Annotated in this window: 17 protein-coding genes; 11 read left to right on the forward strand and 6 right to left on the reverse strand. The window is 66.1% G+C overall.

The window, feature by feature from the left end; genetic code table 11:
* The first annotated feature begins 44 nt into the window (after nucleotides 1–44).
* From GGD65_RS27325 to GGD65_RS27350, 6 genes are all read left to right on the forward strand, one after another.
* Nucleotides 45–1433: an SWIM zinc finger family protein gene (locus GGD65_RS27325; protein WP_183237196.1), complete on the forward strand. Its 1389-nt coding sequence runs from the start codon at nucleotides 45–47 to the stop codon at nucleotides 1431–1433.
* 31 nt (nucleotides 1434–1464) lie between these two features.
* Nucleotides 1465–2856: a DUF5691 domain-containing protein gene (locus GGD65_RS27330; protein WP_246783414.1), complete on the forward strand. Its 1392-nt coding sequence runs from the start codon at nucleotides 1465–1467 to the stop codon at nucleotides 2854–2856.
* Entirely contained in the window at nucleotides 2853–3929 is a 1077-nt protein-coding gene (locus GGD65_RS27335; RefSeq protein ID WP_183237197.1) for an AAA family ATPase, read from the forward strand. Before GGD65_RS27330 ends, GGD65_RS27335 begins: the two co-directional genes overlap by 4 nt.
* Nucleotides 3930–3943: 14 nt before the next feature.
* The gene (locus GGD65_RS27340) at nucleotides 3944–6169 is read left to right on the forward strand and encodes a DUF5682 family protein (RefSeq protein WP_183237198.1); all 2226 of its coding nucleotides are present in this window, start codon (nucleotides 3944–3946) and stop codon (nucleotides 6167–6169) included.
* Nucleotides 6166–7347, forward strand: coding sequence for a VWA domain-containing protein (locus tag GGD65_RS27345; RefSeq protein WP_183237199.1), 1182 nt, complete (start codon nucleotides 6166–6168; stop codon nucleotides 7345–7347). The genes GGD65_RS27340 and GGD65_RS27345 overlap by 4 nt, the downstream gene beginning before the upstream one ends.
* A 65-nt stretch (nucleotides 7348–7412) precedes the next feature.
* The gene (locus GGD65_RS27350) at nucleotides 7413–8285 is read left to right on the forward strand and encodes a bifunctional helix-turn-helix transcriptional regulator/GNAT family N-acetyltransferase (RefSeq protein ID WP_183237200.1); all 873 of its coding nucleotides are present in this window, start codon (nucleotides 7413–7415) and stop codon (nucleotides 8283–8285) included.
* A 15-nt stretch (nucleotides 8286–8300) separates the two neighbouring features.
* On the opposite strand, the gene GGD65_RS27355 is transcribed toward GGD65_RS27350, so the two are convergent.
* On the reverse strand, nucleotides 8301–9026 hold the full coding sequence (locus tag GGD65_RS27355) for an SDR family oxidoreductase (RefSeq protein WP_183237201.1): 726 nt from the start codon (nucleotides 9024–9026) through the stop codon (nucleotides 8301–8303).
* A 104-nt stretch (nucleotides 9027–9130) separates the two neighbouring features.
* Between GGD65_RS27355 and GGD65_RS27360 the strand changes: the two genes are divergently transcribed.
* Nucleotides 9131–10021 (forward strand): LysR family transcriptional regulator, encoded by an 891-nt coding sequence (locus GGD65_RS27360; RefSeq protein ID WP_183237202.1) that lies wholly within the window; start codon nucleotides 9131–9133, stop codon nucleotides 10019–10021.
* A gap of 16 nt (nucleotides 10022–10037) precedes the next feature.
* Nucleotides 10038–10424 (forward strand): ester cyclase, encoded by a 387-nt coding sequence (locus tag GGD65_RS27365; RefSeq protein WP_183237203.1) that lies wholly within the window; start codon nucleotides 10038–10040, stop codon nucleotides 10422–10424.
* Nucleotides 10425–10445: 21 nt separating this feature from the next.
* Here the strand turns inward: GGD65_RS27365 and GGD65_RS27370 are convergent, their stop codons facing one another.
* Nucleotides 10446–11666, reverse strand: a complete 1221-nt coding sequence (locus GGD65_RS27370; protein ID WP_183237204.1) for an MFS transporter — start codon at nucleotides 11664–11666, stop codon at nucleotides 10446–10448.
* A gap of 380 nt (nucleotides 11667–12046) precedes the next feature.
* On the opposite strand from GGD65_RS27370, the gene GGD65_RS27375 reads away from it, so the two are divergent.
* Nucleotides 12047–12505, forward strand: a complete 459-nt coding sequence (locus tag GGD65_RS27375; protein WP_183237205.1) for a cupin domain-containing protein — start codon at nucleotides 12047–12049, stop codon at nucleotides 12503–12505.
* Nucleotides 12506–12509: 4 nt separating this feature from the next.
* On the opposite strand, the gene GGD65_RS27380 is transcribed toward GGD65_RS27375, so the two are convergent.
* Together GGD65_RS27380 and GGD65_RS27385 are read right to left on the reverse strand one after the other, a co-directional pair.
* Nucleotides 12510–13088: a DUF308 domain-containing protein gene (locus GGD65_RS27380; RefSeq protein WP_246783415.1), complete on the reverse strand. Its 579-nt coding sequence runs from the start codon at nucleotides 13086–13088 to the stop codon at nucleotides 12510–12512.
* Between the two features lie 87 nt (nucleotides 13089–13175).
* Entirely contained in the window at nucleotides 13176–13760 is a 585-nt protein-coding gene (locus GGD65_RS27385) for a TetR/AcrR family transcriptional regulator (RefSeq protein ID WP_183237206.1), read from the reverse strand.
* A gap of 78 nt (nucleotides 13761–13838) precedes the next feature.
* Between GGD65_RS27385 and GGD65_RS27390 the strand changes: the two genes are divergently transcribed.
* Complete coding sequence (locus GGD65_RS27390; RefSeq protein ID WP_183237207.1) at nucleotides 13839–14339, forward strand: peptide deformylase; 501 nt, start codon at nucleotides 13839–13841, stop codon at nucleotides 14337–14339.
* 338 nt (nucleotides 14340–14677) lie between these two features.
* Here the strand turns inward: GGD65_RS27390 and GGD65_RS27395 are convergent, their stop codons facing one another.
* Nucleotides 14678–15331, reverse strand: a complete 654-nt coding sequence (locus GGD65_RS27395; RefSeq protein ID WP_179730745.1) for a hydrolase — start codon at nucleotides 15329–15331, stop codon at nucleotides 14678–14680.
* A gap of 150 nt (nucleotides 15332–15481) precedes the next feature.
* Here GGD65_RS27395 and GGD65_RS27400 point away from each other — a divergent pair, with 150 nt between their 5' ends.
* The gene (locus tag GGD65_RS27400) at nucleotides 15482–16363 is read left to right on the forward strand and encodes a LysR family transcriptional regulator (protein ID WP_183237208.1); all 882 of its coding nucleotides are present in this window, start codon (nucleotides 15482–15484) and stop codon (nucleotides 16361–16363) included.
* A 103-nt stretch (nucleotides 16364–16466) separates the two neighbouring features.
* Here GGD65_RS27400 and GGD65_RS27405 read toward each other — a convergent pair whose 3' ends face one another.
* Complete coding sequence (locus tag GGD65_RS27405) at nucleotides 16467–17345, reverse strand: GyrI-like domain-containing protein (RefSeq protein WP_183237209.1); 879 nt, start codon at nucleotides 17343–17345, stop codon at nucleotides 16467–16469.
* Between the last annotated feature and the right edge of the window lie 55 nt (nucleotides 17346–17400).

Consider the following 17400-nt stretch of genomic DNA (forward strand, 5'->3'; position numbering starts at 1 on the left):
TCCCCGTTATACTGCCGGTTCTGGATTCGATTTAGGACATCGGCGTGGCGATTGATCTGAAGGCGGTCGAGCAACTCGCTACCGATCAATCCTCGCTCAAGGCCGCCGCCGGCCTTGCCAAGCCCGCCAAATGGTCCGGTGTCGGCACGAGCCGTGATGCCGCGCTGATCTGGGGCGAATGCGCGGGCTCCGGCGCCAATCCGTACCGCGTGATGGCCGATCTGCGCGACCTCGGCAACAAGTGCACCTGCCCCTCACGCAAATTCCCCTGCAAGCACGTGCTCGGCCTGTTGTGGCTGAATGCGGAAGCGGTCGTGCCGTTCACACCCGCCGACACGCCGGCCTGGGTCAGCGATTGGCTCGGCCGCCGGCGCGGCCCGTCCGCGGCAAAGCCTGCGACCAATGCGCCGCCCGGCGGCGACAAGGATCTGGGTGCCGCGCGCGCCGCCGAGCCTGAGGTCGCAGACGACCCGAAGGACGTGGCGCGGCGCGAAGCCCAGGCAGCCAAACGTAATGATGAGACCGAGCGCGCCATTCTCGATGCGCTGGATGCACTCGAGCAATGGATCGGCGACCAGCTTCGCATGGGATTGTCAGGCTTCATCGATGATGCCACGGCGCGATGCCGGCGGATCGCGGCGCGGCTTGTCGATGGCAAGGCCGCGGTGCTCGCCGGCCGGATCGACGAGCTGCCGTCCCGCCTCCTCGCGCTCTCCGCAGGCGACCGTCCGCGCGGCGCCGTGGTCGAGCTCGGCAAACTTGTTCTGCTCGCGCGCGCCTTCCGCGCCACCCCGCGCAATACAGAGATCCGGCGCGCGGTCGCCGCCTCGGAGACCCGCGAGACGGTGCTGGTCGATCCAGATGCGCTACGGGTCGATGCGGACTGGGAGGTTCTTGCCGAGCAGGTGCAGACGCGCCGCGACGGCTTGGTATCGCAGACCACATGGCTGCTCAACCTCGCCGCGGCCGGTCCACGCTTCGCAATGCTGCTGGATTTTTTCCCGGCCAGCGCGGGAAGGCGCGGTTCAGTCTTCACGCCCGGCGAGCGCTTTCACGGCGAGCTCGTCTTCTATCCGTCGGCGCAGCCGCTTCGCGCTTTGCTCGTCCGGCGCGACGCCGCGCACGAGATGCCGGCGCCGGCATGGCCCGCGCCGGATGACACACTCTCCGAGGCGTTGACGCGACCGTTGCTGGCAGAGCCCTGGATGATCGACATTCCGCTGCTGCTGCCGCAGGGGCGCATCGCGCGCGACGCTGCCGGACACACATGGTGGCGATCGGCCGATGGCCTTGCGACGCTGCCGGTCGCCTCCGAAGTCAACGGCATTCTGTGCGGCACCGATCTCACGCGCACCGCTGCAATCTGGTCGGGCAATCGGCTCGCGATCCTCGCCGCGCAGACCCCTTGGGGGCGGATCGGCGGCCATGACTGAGGCGACAGGGGCCGAAGCAATCTTTGATGCCATGAGCGCAGTCCTGACGCGCTGGACCATGGGATCGGCGGCCGCGCCCGCAGCCAATTTCTGGCGTACCGAACTCGGCAATGATCCCGCCGAAGCGGAATTGCGGCTGCTTGCGCTTTCAGGCCAGTTTCTCGGCACCTCGGTGACAATGGAGCCGGCCTCGGTGCTCCGCGTCCTGCCCGATATCCCGACGCTTGCATTGCCGACGGTGCCCGAACAGCTGCGTCCGCTCGTGCGCCGGATCCTCGCGGCGAAGAAGCAGGCGCAGGCCGGGACCGAACTCGTCCACTTCCTCGCGGCGCGCGGCTGGACAACGCATCCGGCCGACTGGATGCCCGGAGCCGATGATGACGACGCGCCGGACGTCTATGCCGTCTGGCGCGACTGGGCGGCGCTTGCAAACTCCGGCGGCGCCGGGCGGCAGCAAACCGGTGACGATCTCACCGCCGAGAACTGGGACGATTTCTGGCCCGCTGCGCGAAAGGCGGCACTGGCCGAACTTAGGCGGCGCGACCCGTCCGCTGCACGCGCGGTGCTCGAGGCCAAGCTCGCGAGCGAGACTGCCGACGCACGCTTGCGCCTCTTATTGCTGCTGTCGGAGCGGCTATCCGACGACGACGTCGCCTTTCTCGAACGCATCGCGACTGATGATCGCGCCCCCAAGGTCAAGGCGCTTGCGGCCTCGCTGCTCGCGCGTCTTGGCCGAGGCCCTGCGGCCGGCGAGGACGTCGCCGAACTTGCCCGCTTCTTTTCGGTCAAGACCAAGGGGATTCTGCGTCGCTCGCGCGTGATCCAGGCCGAACCACTCAAGACACCAGCGCAAGTGCAACGCCGCAAGGCGCTGTTCGACGGCGCCAACCTCGCCTCGTTTTCCGCAGCGCTGGGGCTTGCGCCGCAGGAGCTGATCGCCGCCTGGGACTGGAACGCGGACCATGCTGCCGACGTGTCACTGATCAACCTGATCGTCGCGACCGGGACGGATGCGCTGGTCACGCAAGCGGCGGATACCATCGGCGAACGCGATGCCGCCGGCCTCGTTACCGCGCTCGCGCCGCGCCTTGCGCCCGCCGCACGCACAGGGCATGCCGAGGCGGCGCTGCGCACCCACGGCATCAGCTTCGAACTGGCCCAACAACTAGCAGGCGCAGCGGCACGGCTGGACGATCCGCTCTCCGCGCCCGCCGGCAAGACCCTGCTCGCCGCGCTTCAGCGCGATGACGCGAGGCCCGGCGATCAGGTCTCGGAGCTTCACGCGCTGGGCCTCATCGCCTCGCGCGACGGCGCGCAACGATCACTGCAACGACTGACGGCTGCGGGCCTGCTGCAGGGTGACCCGCGCCTCGACATGCTGCGGCTCAACGCCGCGTTGGACGATAACGGAGCGAAACCATGAGCGAGAAACTGCGCTTGCCCGCCGAGGACAGCTATGCCGCCGAGTTGAAGGCGCTTGCCGCGGGCGACGGGCATCGTCCGCCGGGCTGGGCACTCTCGCCGCGGCAGGTCGCGACCTACCTCATGGGCGGCAAGGCAACCGACGGGACGGTGATCACGCCGAAATATGTCGGAGACAAGCGGCTGATCGAGACCGCGGTTGCGACCCTTGCGACCGATCGCGCATTATTGCTGCTGGGTGTGCCCGGCACCGCCAAATCGTGGGTGTCCGAGCATCTCGCCGCGGGCATCACCGGCGACTCCACACTCGTGATCCAGTGCACCGCGGGGACCGACGAGAACCAGATCCGCTACGGCTGGAACTATGCCCAATTGCTCGCACACGGGCCGAGCCGCGAGGCGCTGGTCCCCACCCCGCTGATGCGTGCCATGGAGAGCGGCAAGCTCTGCCGTTTCGAGGAACTGACGCGGATGGGCAGCGACGTGCAGGACACGCTGATCACCGTGCTGTCCGAAAAGATGATGCCGGTCCCGGAGCTCAACACTGCCGTCTATGCCCAGCGCGGCTTCAACATCATCGCCACCGCCAATAACCGCGACAAGGGCGTCAACGAATTGTCCTCCGCGCTCAAGCGCCGCTTCAACGTCGTCGTGCTGCCCCTGCCCGACAGCGCCGAGGAGGAAGTGGCGATCATCATCAAGCGGGTCGGCGAGATGGCGCAGAACCTCGATTTGCCGGCACCGAAGAACGTCGCCGACGAGGTCGCGCGCGTGGTCTCGATCTTCCGTGAGCTGCGTTCGGGTTCGACCGAGGACGGCAAGGTCGCGCTGAAGTCGCCCTCGGGCGGGCTGTCGACAGCCGAAGCGATCGCGGTGATGGTCGGCGGCATCAGCCAGGCGACCTTCTTCAACGACGGCAAGCTGACACCGGAAACGCTCGCCAGCAACATGATCGGCGCGGTCGTGAAGGATCCGGTGCAGGATACGGCCGTGCTCGGCGAATATCTCGAAACCGTGCTGAAGAAGCGGCGCGGTTTCGAAGGCTATTATGCTTCGCTGACCGACCTGATCTGACGGCACGGCGCCCGATGGCAGGCCAGGTCTCTCTGTTCGGCATCCGGCATCACGGCCCCGGATCTGCGCGGCGGCTGGTGGAAGCGCTCGACGCGCTGAAGCCCGCCGCAGTGCTGATCGAGGGCCCGGCGGATGCATCCGAGCTGCTGCCGATGCTCGCCGACCCTGACATGGTGACGCCGGTGGCCTTGCTCACCTACGCCGAGGACAATCCGGCCAACGCCAGCTTCTTTCCCTTTGCCGACTATTCACCGGAATACCAGGCCGCACGCTGGGCAGTGCGCCACGGCGCGACCCTGCGCTTCATCGACCTGCCGGCGTCGGACCGGCTGGGTGCCACCGACGGTGACATTGCGGAGGAAATTGCGGCAAGGGCCGAGGCCGATCCAATCAGCCACGACCCGATCGGGGCGCTCGCGACCGCCGCAGGCTATGATGACGGCGAGTCCTGGTGGTCCGACGTCATCGAGGAGAACCCCGCGACGGGGCCGGTGTTCGCAGCCGTCGCCGACGCGATGACGGCGCTGCGCGCGGACGAAAAATCGCTGTCGGCCCGCGAGGCCGCGCGCGAGGCGCATATGCGGATCGAGATCGCGAAGGCGGCAAAGGAATACGACGGCGCCATCGCGGTCGTCTGCGGCGCCTGGCACGTGCCGGCGCTCGCCGAACGTCGCAGCCTCGCCGCGGATCGCGAATTGCTCAAGGGCCGGCCCAAGACGAAGATCAAGGCGACCTGGGCGCCTTGGACCGCGCCGCGCCTGGCGCGCGCGAGCGGCTATGGCGCGGGCGTGGTGGCGCCGGGATGGTGCGCACATGTCTGGGACACGCGCGAGCGCGATCGTGCCGCGGAGTGGCTTGCCAAGGCGACGCGCGTGCTGCGCGATCGCGGTCACTTCGTCTCGACCGCTTCGGTGATCGAGGCGCAGCGGCTGGGCACGGCGCTTGCGGCGTTGCGCGGCCGCCCGGCAGCGGGTTTCGCGGAGCTGCGCGAGGCAGCGATCGCCTGCCTGTGCAACGGCGAACGCGCCATGTGGGACGACATTTCGGCCGAGCTGCTGATCGGCGCAGGTGTCGGCGCGATCCCGGCGGCGACACCGCTCGCGCCGCTGCTCGAAGATCTCCAGCGCCAGCAGAAGGCGACGCGGCTCAAGCCGGAGGCGCTCGATCGACCGCTGACGCTCGATCTGCGCAGCGAAAGCGGGCTGATGCGCTCCACGCTGCTGCACCGGCTGAACGCGCTCGACGTGCCCTGGGGACGGCTGTCCGATGCGGGCCGCAGCCGCGGTACGTTTCGCGAGAACTGGCAGCTGCGCTGGGAGCCGGAATTCGCAGTCAGGCTCGTGGAGAATCTGCTCTATGGATCGACCATCGCCGAGGCTGCCGGGGGACGCCTGATCGAAGCGATGGGCAAGGAGGCCGAGCTTGTTCCGCTCGCGACGCTGGTGCGCAACGCCATGATCGCCGATCTGTCCCGTGCCACCGCGTTCGGCATCGCGGCCCTGGAGACCAAGGCGGCGCTGACCAGCGACGGACAGTCTCTGCTCGGTGCGCTGCCGCCGATGGCCGACATCCTGCGCTATGGCGAGGCACGCGCCGGCACGGCGGAGCATCTGGCGGTGCTGATGCCGCGCATTGTGGTGCAGGCCGCGCTCGCTTTGCCCTATGCGGCGCGCAATCTGGACGGGCCCGCGGCGGCCAAGCTGCGCGGCGCGCTGCTCGCAGCCGACGCCGCGATCCAGCTTGCCCAGATCGAGCCCGAAATCGTAGCCAGCTGGCGCGACGCGCTGAGCGCGCTGCTGAACGACGATCAGGCGACCCGGTTGATCGCCGGCACCGCGGCACGGCTGCTCTACGAGGCCGAGCTCTTGACGGCCGATCGCGCGGCCGACCTGCTGACGCGGATGCTCTCGCCCGGCACGCCCGTCGCGGAAGCCGCCGGGTTCTTCGAGGGCTTTTTCGAGGGGGCCGGCCAGCGGCTGATCCACGATGCCACGCTGCGCGGCGCCGTCGACGCCTGGTTGATGGCGCTGGACGAGGAAGCCTTCGCCGCCAGCCTGCCGCTGTTCCGCCGCGTGTTCTCGGCGCTGGACCGGACCGAGCGCAGGCGATTGATGGACGCGCTGTTCGCGCGCCGCACTGATGCCGCCAAGGGATATCGGCTGCTCGCCGGCGCAGGCGATATCTGGCCCGCGCATCAGGCCCGCGTGCTCGAGCTTCTTATCCCGGGAGCTGCGCGATGAGTGAAGCCGATGAACGCAGCCGCCGCTGGACGCTCGCGCTCGGCGTTGACGCCGAAGGCGCCGAGGGCGGCCCTGCCCTGTCCGCCAGCGACCGCCGCATGTCCGAGGCGTTGACGGCGCTCTATGGCGACGGCGAGGAGGCACCGAAGAAGGGCCGCGGCGGGCTCGGAGGCTCGGCGCCGCGTGTCGCAAAATGGCTCGGCGACATCAGGGAGTTCTTCCCCGCGCCCGTGGTGCAGGTGATCCAGAAAGACGCCTTCGAGCGCAAGGGCCTGCGCCAGATGCTGCTCGAGCCCGAATTCCTCGCGACCGTCGAGGCGGATGTGGGCCTGATCGCCGATCTGGTCGCGCTGCGCGGCGTGATGCCGGAGAAGACCAAGGACACCGCCCGCATCGTGATCGCCAAGGTGGTGGCCGAGCTGATGGAACGGCTCGAGCGACGCACCGCGGACGCGGTCCGCGGCGCGTTGAATCGCTCGCTGCGCACCCATCGCCCGCGCTTTGCCGACATCGACTGGCCGCGCACCATCAAGGCCAATCTGCGCCATTATCAGGCGGAACATCGCACGGTCGTGCCCGAGCGACTGATCGGCTTCCTGCGCCAGCAGCGTCGCATCGTTGATCTCGACGAGGTCACCCTGTGCGTCGACCAGTCGGGCTCGATGGCAACCTCGGTCGTCTATGCCTCGATCTTCGCGGCGGTGATGGCCTCGCTGCCGGTGGTCGCGACCAAGCTCGTCTGTTTCGACACCGCGATCGTCGACCTCACCGAAGAGCTCGCCGATCCCGTCGAGGTGCTGTTCGGCGTCCAGCTCGGCGGTGGCACCGACATCAACCGCGCCGTCGCCTATTGCGAGGAGCGCATCGAACGGCCGGCGAAAGCGCATCTGATCCTGATCACCGACCTCTATGAGGGCGGCGATGCAGACGCGCTGGTCGACCGGCTGGCGCGGCTCGCAACGCGCGGCATCAACGTGATCGTGCTGCTGGCGCTGACCGACACCGGCCACCCCTCATACAATCCCGCGCTGTCTGCGAAGGTCGCAAGTCTCGGCATTCCCGTGTTCGCCTGCACGCCGGATCAGTTTCCGGATCTGATGGCAACCGCGCTGAAGCGCGAGGATGTTGCTGGTTGGGCCGCCGACCAGGACATCAAGCTGATCCGGCCGGAAACCTAGCATCCAGGCCCTATCAGCTCCCCGCCCGATTGACAGAGCATGATATCTGACTAAAGTCAGACATCATGCTCGACCCCGTTTCCCGCGTTCGCCGCTTCAACCGTGCCGTCACCTCCGCCGTCGGCGCGCTCGATACCTCGTTTCTTGGGCGCGGCCGCCCGCTCGGCGCGGCGCGTGTGCTCAATGCGATCGGGCACGGGCGTTCGGACGTGGCCGATATCCGCGACTATCTCGGCCTGGATTCCGGTCTGATGAGCCGGCTGCTCCGCAGCCTGGAAGAGGACGGTCTGGTCGAGACCGCCGCGCATGAGGACGATGCCCGCCGCCGGGTCGCGACATTGACGCGTGCGGGCCGGCGCGAGTTCGCGGCCTATGAGGCGCTGTCGAACACGCAGGCCGAGGGCTTGCTCGCACAGCATTCGCAGGCTGACGTCCTGCTGGCGGCGATGGACCTGATCGCGTCCGCATTGACGCGCGAGCGTGTTGCGCTGGAGGAGATGGATCCCCGAAGCGAACAAGCGCGCTACTGCCTCGGCGAGTATTATGCCGAGCTCGGCCGCCGCTTCAGCCAAGGCTTCGACGTCTCGCTGTCGCGCGACCCTGACGCCAAGGACATGCGCCGCCCGCGCGGCAGCTTCATCGTCGCGATGTCGGACACGCTGCCGATCGGCTGCGTGGGCCTGAAGGGAACCGATCACGGTTACGCCGAGATCAAGCGGCTGTGGGTGGCGCCCGCCGCGCGCGGGTTGCGGCTCGGCCGGCGCCTGATGGACGCGGCCGAGAACGCCGCGCGCGAGCTCGGCATCACGCTGCTGCGGCTCGACACCAACAGCGCGCTGCCCGAGGCCGGCCAGCTCTACCGCACCACGGGCTGGCGCGAGATCCGTCGCTACAATGACGATCCCTATCCGGACCTGTTTTTCGAGAAGCGCATCTGATGCGGACGGGTATCGTCACCTCGTCCGCGTCGGGCGCACTACGATCTCGTTGACGTCGACGTCATCGGGCTGCTCGATGGCGAATCGCACCGCGCGGGCAATGGCGTCTGGCTGAAGCGCAATCGCCCGATACGTCTTCATCGCCTCGGCGGCCACGGGATCGGTGATAGTGCCGGCAAGCTCGCTTTCGACCACGCCGGGATGGATGCAGGTGACGCGGATATTGTCGTGCTCCTGGCGCAGGCCATCCGAGATCGCCCGCACAGCATATTTGGTGGCGCAGTAGACCGCAGCCGTCGGCGACACGCTCAGCGCTCCGACCGAGGCGATGTTGATGATCTGGCCGGAGCCGCGCGCCACCATCTCCGGCAGCACGGCGGCGATGCCGTAGAGCACGCCCTTGATGTTGACGTCGACCATCCGGTCCCACTCCTCGACCTTGAGCGAGGCCATCAGCGACAGCGGCATCACGCCGGCATTGTTGACGATGACGTCGAAGCGGCCCCACAGGCCACGCGCGGCGTCCGCAAAGGCGGCAACGCTGGCGCGGTCGGTGACGTCGAGCGGATGCGCGAGCGCCGTTCCGCCCCGACCGTTCAACTCGGCCGCGAGCGCGTTCAAATGGTCGGTACGCCGCGCGCCGAGCAGAATCTTCGCGCCGGCCGCGGCCAGCTCGCGGGCAATGCCTGCGCCGATTCCGCTGGAGGCACCGGTGATGAGAATGACTTTGTCGATTGGCATGAGATTCTTCCCGTTGCTTTCGGCGTGATTGCGGAAAGATGGACCGGCGCCATCGCTGTGATAAGACGACGATACCTAACCACACTGACAAGCTACGCTAACCGATGGAACCAGACCTCAACGCCCTCGCGGTCTTCGCGCTGGTCGCCGAAGAGCGGAATTTCCGCGCCGCCGCCGACCGTCTCGGCGTGACACGCTCGGCGGTGAGCCAGACGATCCGGCGGCTGGAGGAAACGCTCGGCATCGCGCTGGTCCAGCGCACGACGCGCAGCGTCAGCCTGACCGAAGCCGGCGAGCGGCTGCATGCGGAGGTCGCGCCCGCGATCGCGGACATGCGCGCCGCGCTCGACGGCACCGAGGCGCTGCGCGGGCGGCCGCGCGGATTGCTGCGCCTCGCCGTCTCCTCGATCGCCGAGCATTTTCTCTCGGGGCGCTTTCTTGCGGCCTTCACCGACGCCAACCCGGAAGTGCAGCTCGACATCACCGTGACGGATGCGGAATTCGACATCGTCGCCGCCGGCTATGACGCCGGCGTCCGCCTTGGCGAGGTCATCGAGCAGGACATGATTGCGGTGCCGATCGCCGGCGAGGAACGCCAGCTCGCCGTCTGCGCGCCGGACTTCCGCGACCGCTTCGGCGTGCCCGCGCATCCGTCCGAGTTGGCGTCCTTTCGCTGTATCGGCTGGCGTCCGGCGCCAAACGCCCCGCCCTATCGCTGGGAGTTTGCCGACGGCGGCAAGGAGTTCAGCGTCGCGGTCGCGCCCGAGATCACGACCAACGACATGGCGCTGATGATCAAGCTGGCGGCGGCCGGCGCCGGCATCACCTTCGGCATGGAGGCGAGCTTTCGCCCCGCGATCGCGCGCGGCGAGCTGGTGCCGATCCTGGAGGACTATTGCCCCCGCTTCGCCGGATTCTATCTCTACTACCCGAGCCGCCGCAACGTCGCACCGAAGCTGCGTGCGCTGATCGAGCATCTGCGGCGGCGCGCGTGAACCGGAAGGAGCCCGCATGGAGAGAGAAGAGCTCGCCGGCATCTACCGTGCCTACATCGCCTGCCTGAACCGGCAGGATTGGCCGGCGCTCGGCCAGTTCGTGCATGATGAGGTCGCCCACAATGCGCGGCCGCTCGGGCTCTCCGGCTATCGCGCGATGCTGGAGCAGGATTTTCGGGAGATACCCGACCTGCAATTCCACATCGAGATGCTCATCATCGATCCACCCCGCATCGCGGCACGATTGAAGTTCGATTGCACGCCGGTCGGGACGTTCCTTGGGCTAGCCGTCAACGGAAGGCGCGTGTCGTTTTGCGAGAACGTGTTCTACGAATTCGACAACGACAAGATCCGGCAGGTCTGGTCGGTGATCGACAAGACCGCGATCGAGGCGCAGCTCTGACCTTGCGCCTCGATGCCGAACCTACGCTGCCGCCGGCGCCACCTCGCCTTGCGGCTTCGCAAACGGCCTGAAATTCATCGCCATCAGGAAGGCACCCAGGCCCATCGCCCAGGAAGCGATGTAGAGCCAGGCGTAGCTGGAGAAGGCGTCGTAGATCAGGCCGCCGGCGAGCGGGCCCGTCGCCATGCCGAGGCTGCCGGCCATCGCCGTGCCGCCGATCACCGTGCCCATCATCCGCAGCGGAAAGTTTTCGCGGATCAGCACGGCATAGAGCGGCATGGTGCCGGCATAGATGAAGCCGAACACGGCGCCGACGGCGTAGAAGGTCGCGAGCTGATGGGCGAAGACGTAGGCGAGCGCGCCGAACGACTGGAGCAGCAGCCCCGAGACCAGCACGCGCTTGGCCCCGAAGCGGTCGCCCATCAGGCCGAACGCGATGCGCCCGCCGAGACCGGCAAAACCCTCGATGCTGTAGATCGTCACCGCCGCGACCAGCGGGATGCCGCAGCTCACGGCATAGCTGACGGTGTGGATAATCGGACCGGAATGGGTGGCGCAGCAGAAGAAGTTGGTCGCGAGCAGGATCAGGAATTGCGGCGAGCGCAGCGCCTCGCCCATCGACATCTCGCTCTGCGCGGCGCCCTCGCCTGTCGGTGCGACCGCCGCATTGGTGAGCGCCGGCGGGCGGCGCACCAGGAACGAGACCGGAATCATGATGGCGCCGACGACGAGCGCGATGATCTGCATCGAGGTGCGCCAGTCTTGGTTCGAGACGAGCCAGGCGGCGAGCGGCGCCATCGTCATCGGCGCCACGCCCATGCCGGCCGACACCAACGAGACGGCAAGGCTGCGATGGGTATCGAACCAGCCGGTGACGGTCGCCATCATCGGCGCGAAGATCGCCGCACATGAGGCGCCGACCAGAAGGCCGAACACGAACTGGAACACGATCAGGGAGGTCGCATGGCTCGCCGCGAACAGGCTGAGCGCCAGCACCGTCGATCCCGTCAGCACCACCGGCAGCGGCCCGAACCTGTCGGACAGCGTGCCCCAGACCATGCTGGTGAAGGCCATTGCCAGAAAGCCGATCGTCATCGCGCTGGAGATGCCGGTCACCGACCAGCCGGTGTCCTTGGCGATCGGCTGCAGGAACACCGGCAGCGAGAACATGCCGCCGATCGCGACGCAGCCGAGCAGGCCGCCGGCGGCGACGATCACCCAGCGATAGTGGGAAGAAGTCATTTCGGTCTCCCGTCAGGTCTGTCTCACGTGGAAGACGAATGGGAACAGTGCCGGCCGACATCGAACGTCATTTTTGACGCACGCTTTTGTGAGCTGCCAACAGAAAGTCGAAAAACAACCCCATGCACAGTAGCTGGCGGCTGTCGAATCAATGACTTACGAGGCAGATGATGTGCGACAACCATGCCGCCATTTGACTCGTCGGGCAAAACACCGGCACCATGCCATCATCCCGCTCTTCCAGCTCCCGTGTACCCCTGCGATCGTGACGTCCGCGATCCCAGGCTCGCCGCGCGATAGCGGCGAGGTCTGCGGCCGTATTCCCTCTTCATCGCAGCGCGCACGCCCCATCCCATATCGCCAACTCCAGGGACGCATCCATGCCGAAGATCGACATCGCCGCCGTGCCAACGCGCAAAGGCTCCGGTTATCCGGCGCCCTTCAATGTGCCTTGCACTGATCGCATCCGCCAGCGGCTCGGCGATGCCGGGGGCCTGAGGGATTTCGGGATCAACCTGATGCGCCTGCCGCCGGGCAATTGGTCGAGCCAGCAACACTGGCATTCGCACGAGGACGAGTTCGTCTATGTGCTCGAAGGCGAACTGACGCTGATCGAGGACGGCGGCGAAACCGTGCTGCGTGCGGGCGACTGCGCCGCCTTCCCCAAGGCTAGCGGCAACGGCCATCACATGGTCAACCGGTCGGATGCAACGGCCGTCTATCTCGAAATCGGCTCGCGCTCACCCGACGACCTCATCACTTGCTCCGACGTCGACATGATGAGCCCGGCGTCCGACGGCCGCTTCCTGCACAAGGACGGCACGCCCTATCCGGCGTGACGTCTCACAGCGCCACGCCACGGCGCCACGTGCTGACGGTGAGCCAGACCGCCGAGACAAGGAAGTACAGTGCGCCGACCGCAGCGTAGCCCGCGACGTTCGCGATCGACGGGATTGCGGGCATCGTAGCCTGAAAGATGAAGAAGCCGCCCGCCAGCGCCGACTGGCCTCCGCTGAGCACCATGGCCCATTGCGCGCCGTAGCTCCTCCAGCGCCGGACCGCCGTGCCGAGCTGAAGCAATCCGGCAAGGATCGCCCACGCACCGAAGATCCCGAGCACCCAGTTCATGCTCACACGCAAGGCGAGGATGACCGCAAGGGTGGTCGCCAGGCTGACCAGCACGTTCAGGACTTGGGTACGGTTTTGATTCAATCCGCCGCTGCAGAACGCGTCGAGATAATTGGCCGCGGCGTCCCATGCCGGATAGGCGACGAGCAAAGTTGCCGCGATTGCCGCAGACGACGGCGCGACGGCAAAGGCGGCAATGACCCAGGCAACGGAAAACGCGGCGCGAAGGAAATAGTATTGCTTCAGCCATTGCGCACGCTCGGACGTATCCGAAGCCATCTCAAGATTTCTCATCTTCTCTTCCTTACCTACTAGTTGGTAGTTTGCTTGCGAAACGAGATCGCCTCTCCATTCGGGTTGATTGCAGCGGTGCCGGTTGCGTCAGTGCCTGGGGGAAAGCCGATCCAGCAGCGGCCGGGAGATGATCCCGAACATCTTCGGATCGCCATAGGCCCGCGTCGACAGCATCGCGCCGTGAACGGTCGCCATGAATCCTTCAGCCTCGACCCGAGCCGTACCGGAGAGCTGGAGCCGCCCCTGCCGCTTGCCGCGCTCCATCACCGATGTCAGCCACGACGCCAGCGAGCGGAAGTGAGCCCGGACCTCGAGCGCGACCTCCTCAGGCAGGATCGGAAGCTCGCTGGCGAGCAGCGCGCAAACGCAGAACGGAGCCGTCGCGTCCTTGATGCACGCTTCCCAATACGCGACATAGCTCTTGAGCTGCTCGCCGGGGTCCGGGACGTTGCGCTCCATGGCCGCCAGCCCCGCCTGGGCCTCCTCGCGATATCGCGACACGAGGGTGCGGACCAGATCGACCTTGCTGGCGAAATGGTGATGAATGCTCGGTTTGCGGATGCCGACGATCTCGGCCACATCGGCGTAACTGAAGCCGTTGTAGCCGCCTGCAATGATCAGCGTACGGGCGCAGTCCAGAATGTCGTCGGCGGTCGAGGAAATCTTGGTCATGGCAGGTTAACTACCTTCCAGTTGGTAGGTCGTCAAGAACGGCGTGCTTCAACCCTCCGTGAGTGGTAGGAGCCCTGCATGACCATCCGCCCCATCGTCCGCTACCCCGATCGCCGGCTCGCGATGCCGGCACGACCGGTTACCGCATTCGACGACGGTTTGCGTGAGCTCGCGCAGGACCTGCTCGACACCATGCGCGCCGCGCCCGGCATCGGCATCACCGCGCCGCATATCGGCGTGCCCTTGCGCGTCGTCGTGCTCGAGCTCGACGCCAAGGATGGCCCCCTCACCTACGTCAATCCGGTTATTGAATGGACGTCACCCGAGATGATCCTGCACCGCGAAGGCAGCGTCTCGATGCCCGGCGTCAATGACGAGGTACAGCGCCACGCCCGGGTGCGGATCAGCTACCACGATCTCGACGGCAATTCGCAGAGCGAGGAGTCGGACGGCCTGCGCGCCGTCTGCCACCAGCACGAGATCGACCAGCTCGACGGCATGTTCTGGATCCAGCGGCTGTCGCGGCTGAAGCGCGAGCGGCTGGTGAAGAAGTTCGAGAAGATGTCGCGCGGCTCGTAGAGGACTGGCGGAAGCGCAATCCACCCGCCCTACCGCCAGGGTAATCGCATATGGCGCTTTGAGCGAGCTGAGCGCACGCCTCGTCCTTCGAGACGACCGCTGAGCGGTCTCCTCAGGATGAGGCTAAGCAGCATCGGTGCTCGTTGAAGCGAGTGCCGAACGTCCGGTCCTCATCCTGAGGGCCCGCCAACGGCGGGCGTCTCGAAGGATGGCCACAGGCGAAATCGCGGTCATATGCAATTGTCCTGCCCCGGCGCGACGGGCAAGAGCTGCTGGATGACGCCAGCGGCCTTTGCTTTCGCGCAGCCGCTGGCGAGTCCTTCGCACCCTCGCTCAGATCATCCTGCGTTGCCGGGTACCGGCGTGTTGAGCAGCTGCTGCTCCCACAGGTACGCAATGCCGCTACCGCCGGCATGCTGCGTGATCACCTCCGTCAGCGCGGCAGCTTGATCGGTCCGAGCCCAGTCGCGCTGCCATTCGGCAGCCAGCGCCAACCAGGTCATCATATTCGCCCCCGCCGCAATCATCCGCTGGATTGCGACCTCGTGGGCCTCCACTGACACGGCGCCAGAGGCATCAGTGATCACCGTTACATCCCAACCTTCGCCGAGGGCCTGAATCGCCGGCATCGCAACGCAAATTTCGGTCCACAGGCCGGCGATGATGAGCTGCTTGCGGCCCGTGGCCTTGACCGCGTCCACCACCTTTCGGTCCTGCCAGGTGTTGATGAACGTCCGGTCGATCACGTCCTGGCCAGGAAAGACATCCGTGATCTGAGGGAACAGAAGACCACCCCGCTCAGCGATCACCGTGGTCAGGATCGTGGGGACACCGAAGGCCTTCGCGGCCTTGGCCAGACCCGTCGTATTGTTGATCACCATCTGCGGTTCGTGGCTGTTCACGTTCGCGAGCTGGTAAGGCTGGTGGTCAATCAGAACGAGTACCGAGTCTTCGGGACGAAGAAGCGAAGCAAGGCCGTTACGAAAGTTCATCGTTGCATCCTCTATTGCCGTTGTGAGCGGCACTGGTTTTTTAAAGACGTACGCCAGCAGCGACGTAGCCAACGCCGAGATTGGTGTTCCCGAATGCGATGCGGTAGTGTCGCATTGCGAACGCTGTGTCGCCGAATGAGGAACGCTGAATTGGATATCGAAGAGATACAGACGTTCGTCGAAGTCGCTGATGCCGGGGGAATTTCATCCGCCGCGCTTCGGCTGGGCGTCGCCAAATCGATCGTCAGTCGTCGGCTCCTCCGGCTTGAAGAGGAACTTGGCGTCCAGCTCCTTGCACGAACGACCCGTGGGGCTGCGCTCACGGAAGCTGGCGTTACCTTCCGCGATTATGCAGCCAGAGTCAGCGCCGAGATCGATGCAGCGAGGGAGGCGATCCTACCCGCTGGAGAGCTGCGCGGCCGCTTGCGGGTTGCAGTGCCGTTTTCCTTCGGCCCGACCCACTTCGCTCCCATCCTGGCGGAAATGGCTCGGCGCCATCCCCAGCTCCAGATCCACACCTGCTATAGTGATCGCTTCGTCGATCTCATCGCAGAAGGATATGATTGTGCGATACGAGTTGGTTATCTTCAGGACTCCAATTTGATCGCAAGACGCGTCGGCGCCGTCTATGGAAAGCTTGTCGCGAGCCCGGACTACATCAAGGCCCATGGGTCGCCCAAGTCGCCGGAGGAACTCCTCGCCCACGAGGCCCTCATGCAAAGTACCGAAGCGTGGCAGCTCATGGATGGCGACAAGATCATCACGGTTCGTCCGCAGGGGCGCTTCAAGGCCGACAACGGCACAGCTCTCCTCTTCGCAGCAACGGCAGGACTCGGGATCGCCTATCTTCCCGACAGTCTCACCCATGAATATGTCTCTTCCGGAGGGCTTGTGCCCGTAATGACACGATATCCCCCGCCTCCCGCGGGTGCATATGTGATCCGCCCGCCGGGCCAGCATCCCGCGCGGAAGATACGGGTGCTCACAGAATTGCTGATCGAGTATTGTGAGCCCGCTCGGCCCCCTGCGTGACCTCCTCCGCCGGCGCGGTCTTCTGATCTGGATCACGAAGGCGACGACTGACGGTCGTTGCTGGATCCAGCGGCTGTCGAGGCACGCTGGGGTCCTAGCAGCGCTATTTCAGCGGCAAAAACAAATCCGCGACCGTTTCATGCTCGGGCACTTCCGGGAAGAAGCTCAGCCGCTGGCAATAGATCGGGAAGTCGCGTGCCTCCTCGCCGCTGGCCGGAAGCCAGTCGCGATAGAGATAGAGCGCGGCGGGCTCCAGATTGTCGGTGTAGCCGACGATCCGCAGCACGGCGCAGCGTCCGCCGGGGATCTCGCCAGCCTTGATCTCTTCGCCATTCGCCTCAATCGGCTGATCGGTCCCGACACAAAGGTCCGTGCTATAGTCGGCCGACGACGCAGGACGCCGCTCGGATCGCCAGACGTTGAAGGTCGGGCTTGTCCTGGGGTGCAGGCCGGCGGCCCTGCGCCAAGCGATGAACCGCTGGATGGTGGCGCCGAGCGTCGCCGGGTCGCCCCGATGCTCCATGATCGCCACCCGCGTGGTGGGCACGTCGCGTATCGTCACATCGTCACTGCTAAAAGTCTTCATGAGCTTGTTCCTCGCGTTATCGAGAGGCCCGAAGGCCGCAAGCCACGGCTCCCAGTCGGGAGACTTCCGGAACGACGACGGCGATTGCCCGAACCGTTGCCGAAAGGCGCGGGCGAAGGCGTCTGGCGTGTCGTAACCGGCATCCATCGCAATATCAGTGACGCTTTGGGCTTTGCCGTAGGCCAGCTGATGCGAAGCGCGCTTCATGCGGGCCAACTGGACATAGCGATGCACTGACAACCCGAAGGTCGCGGTGAATTGCCGGTGGAAATGAAACTTCGAGAACGCGGCAACAGCGCTTAACGCGTCGAGGTCCAGATCATCGTCGAGATGCCGGTCGATATGATCCAGCACCCGTCGCATCCGGTCCTGATAGTTTTGCAGCGCCGCCTTCATCGTCCCTCCTCCGTGGCGGCTCCATCTAGTCGCAGACGGCGATAACGCGCTCGAC

Source organism: Bradyrhizobium sp. CIR18 (assembly GCF_014198295.1).
In the GTDB taxonomy this organism is placed as follows: domain Bacteria; phylum Pseudomonadota; class Alphaproteobacteria; order Rhizobiales; family Xanthobacteraceae; genus Bradyrhizobium.

Excerpts from the sequence above, each read along its gene's own strand:
- GGD65_RS27370 (WP_183237204.1), bottom strand. The coding sequence starts at position 11,666 with ATGACTTCTTCCCACTATCGCTGGGTGATCGTCGCCGCCGGCGGCCTG.
- GGD65_RS27360 (WP_183237202.1), top strand. The coding sequence starts at position 9,131 with ATGGAACCAGACCTCAACGCCCTCGCGGTCTTCGCGCTGGTCGCCGAA.
- GGD65_RS27390 (WP_183237207.1), top strand. The coding sequence starts at position 13,839 with ATGACCATCCGCCCCATCGTCCGCTACCCCGATCGCCGGCTCGCGATG.
- GGD65_RS27395 (WP_179730745.1), bottom strand. The coding sequence starts at position 15,331 with ATGAACTTTCGTAACGGCCTTGCTTCGCTTCTTCGTCCCGAAGACTCG.
- GGD65_RS27355 (WP_183237201.1), bottom strand. The coding sequence starts at position 9,026 with ATGCCAATCGACAAAGTCATTCTCATCACCGGTGCCTCCAGCGGAATC.
- GGD65_RS27330 (WP_246783414.1), top strand. The coding sequence starts at position 1,465 with ATGAGCGCAGTCCTGACGCGCTGGACCATGGGATCGGCGGCCGCGCCC.
- GGD65_RS27405 (WP_183237209.1), bottom strand. The coding sequence starts at position 17,345 with ATGAAGGCGGCGCTGCAAAACTATCAGGACCGGATGCGACGGGTGCTG.
- GGD65_RS27365 (WP_183237203.1), top strand. The coding sequence starts at position 10,038 with ATGGAGAGAGAAGAGCTCGCCGGCATCTACCGTGCCTACATCGCCTGC.
- GGD65_RS27380 (WP_246783415.1), bottom strand. The coding sequence starts at position 13,088 with ATGAGAAATCTTGAGATGGCTTCGGATACGTCCGAGCGTGCGCAATGG.
- GGD65_RS27350 (WP_183237200.1), top strand. The coding sequence starts at position 7,413 with ATGCTCGACCCCGTTTCCCGCGTTCGCCGCTTCAACCGTGCCGTCACC.
- GGD65_RS27345 (WP_183237199.1), top strand. The coding sequence starts at position 6,166 with ATGAGTGAAGCCGATGAACGCAGCCGCCGCTGGACGCTCGCGCTCGGC.
- GGD65_RS27385 (WP_183237206.1), bottom strand. The coding sequence starts at position 13,760 with ATGACCAAGATTTCCTCGACCGCCGACGACATTCTGGACTGCGCCCGT.
- GGD65_RS27340 (WP_183237198.1), top strand. The coding sequence starts at position 3,944 with ATGGCAGGCCAGGTCTCTCTGTTCGGCATCCGGCATCACGGCCCCGGA.
- GGD65_RS27335 (WP_183237197.1), top strand. The coding sequence starts at position 2,853 with ATGAGCGAGAAACTGCGCTTGCCCGCCGAGGACAGCTATGCCGCCGAG.
- GGD65_RS27375 (WP_183237205.1), top strand. The coding sequence starts at position 12,047 with ATGCCGAAGATCGACATCGCCGCCGTGCCAACGCGCAAAGGCTCCGGT.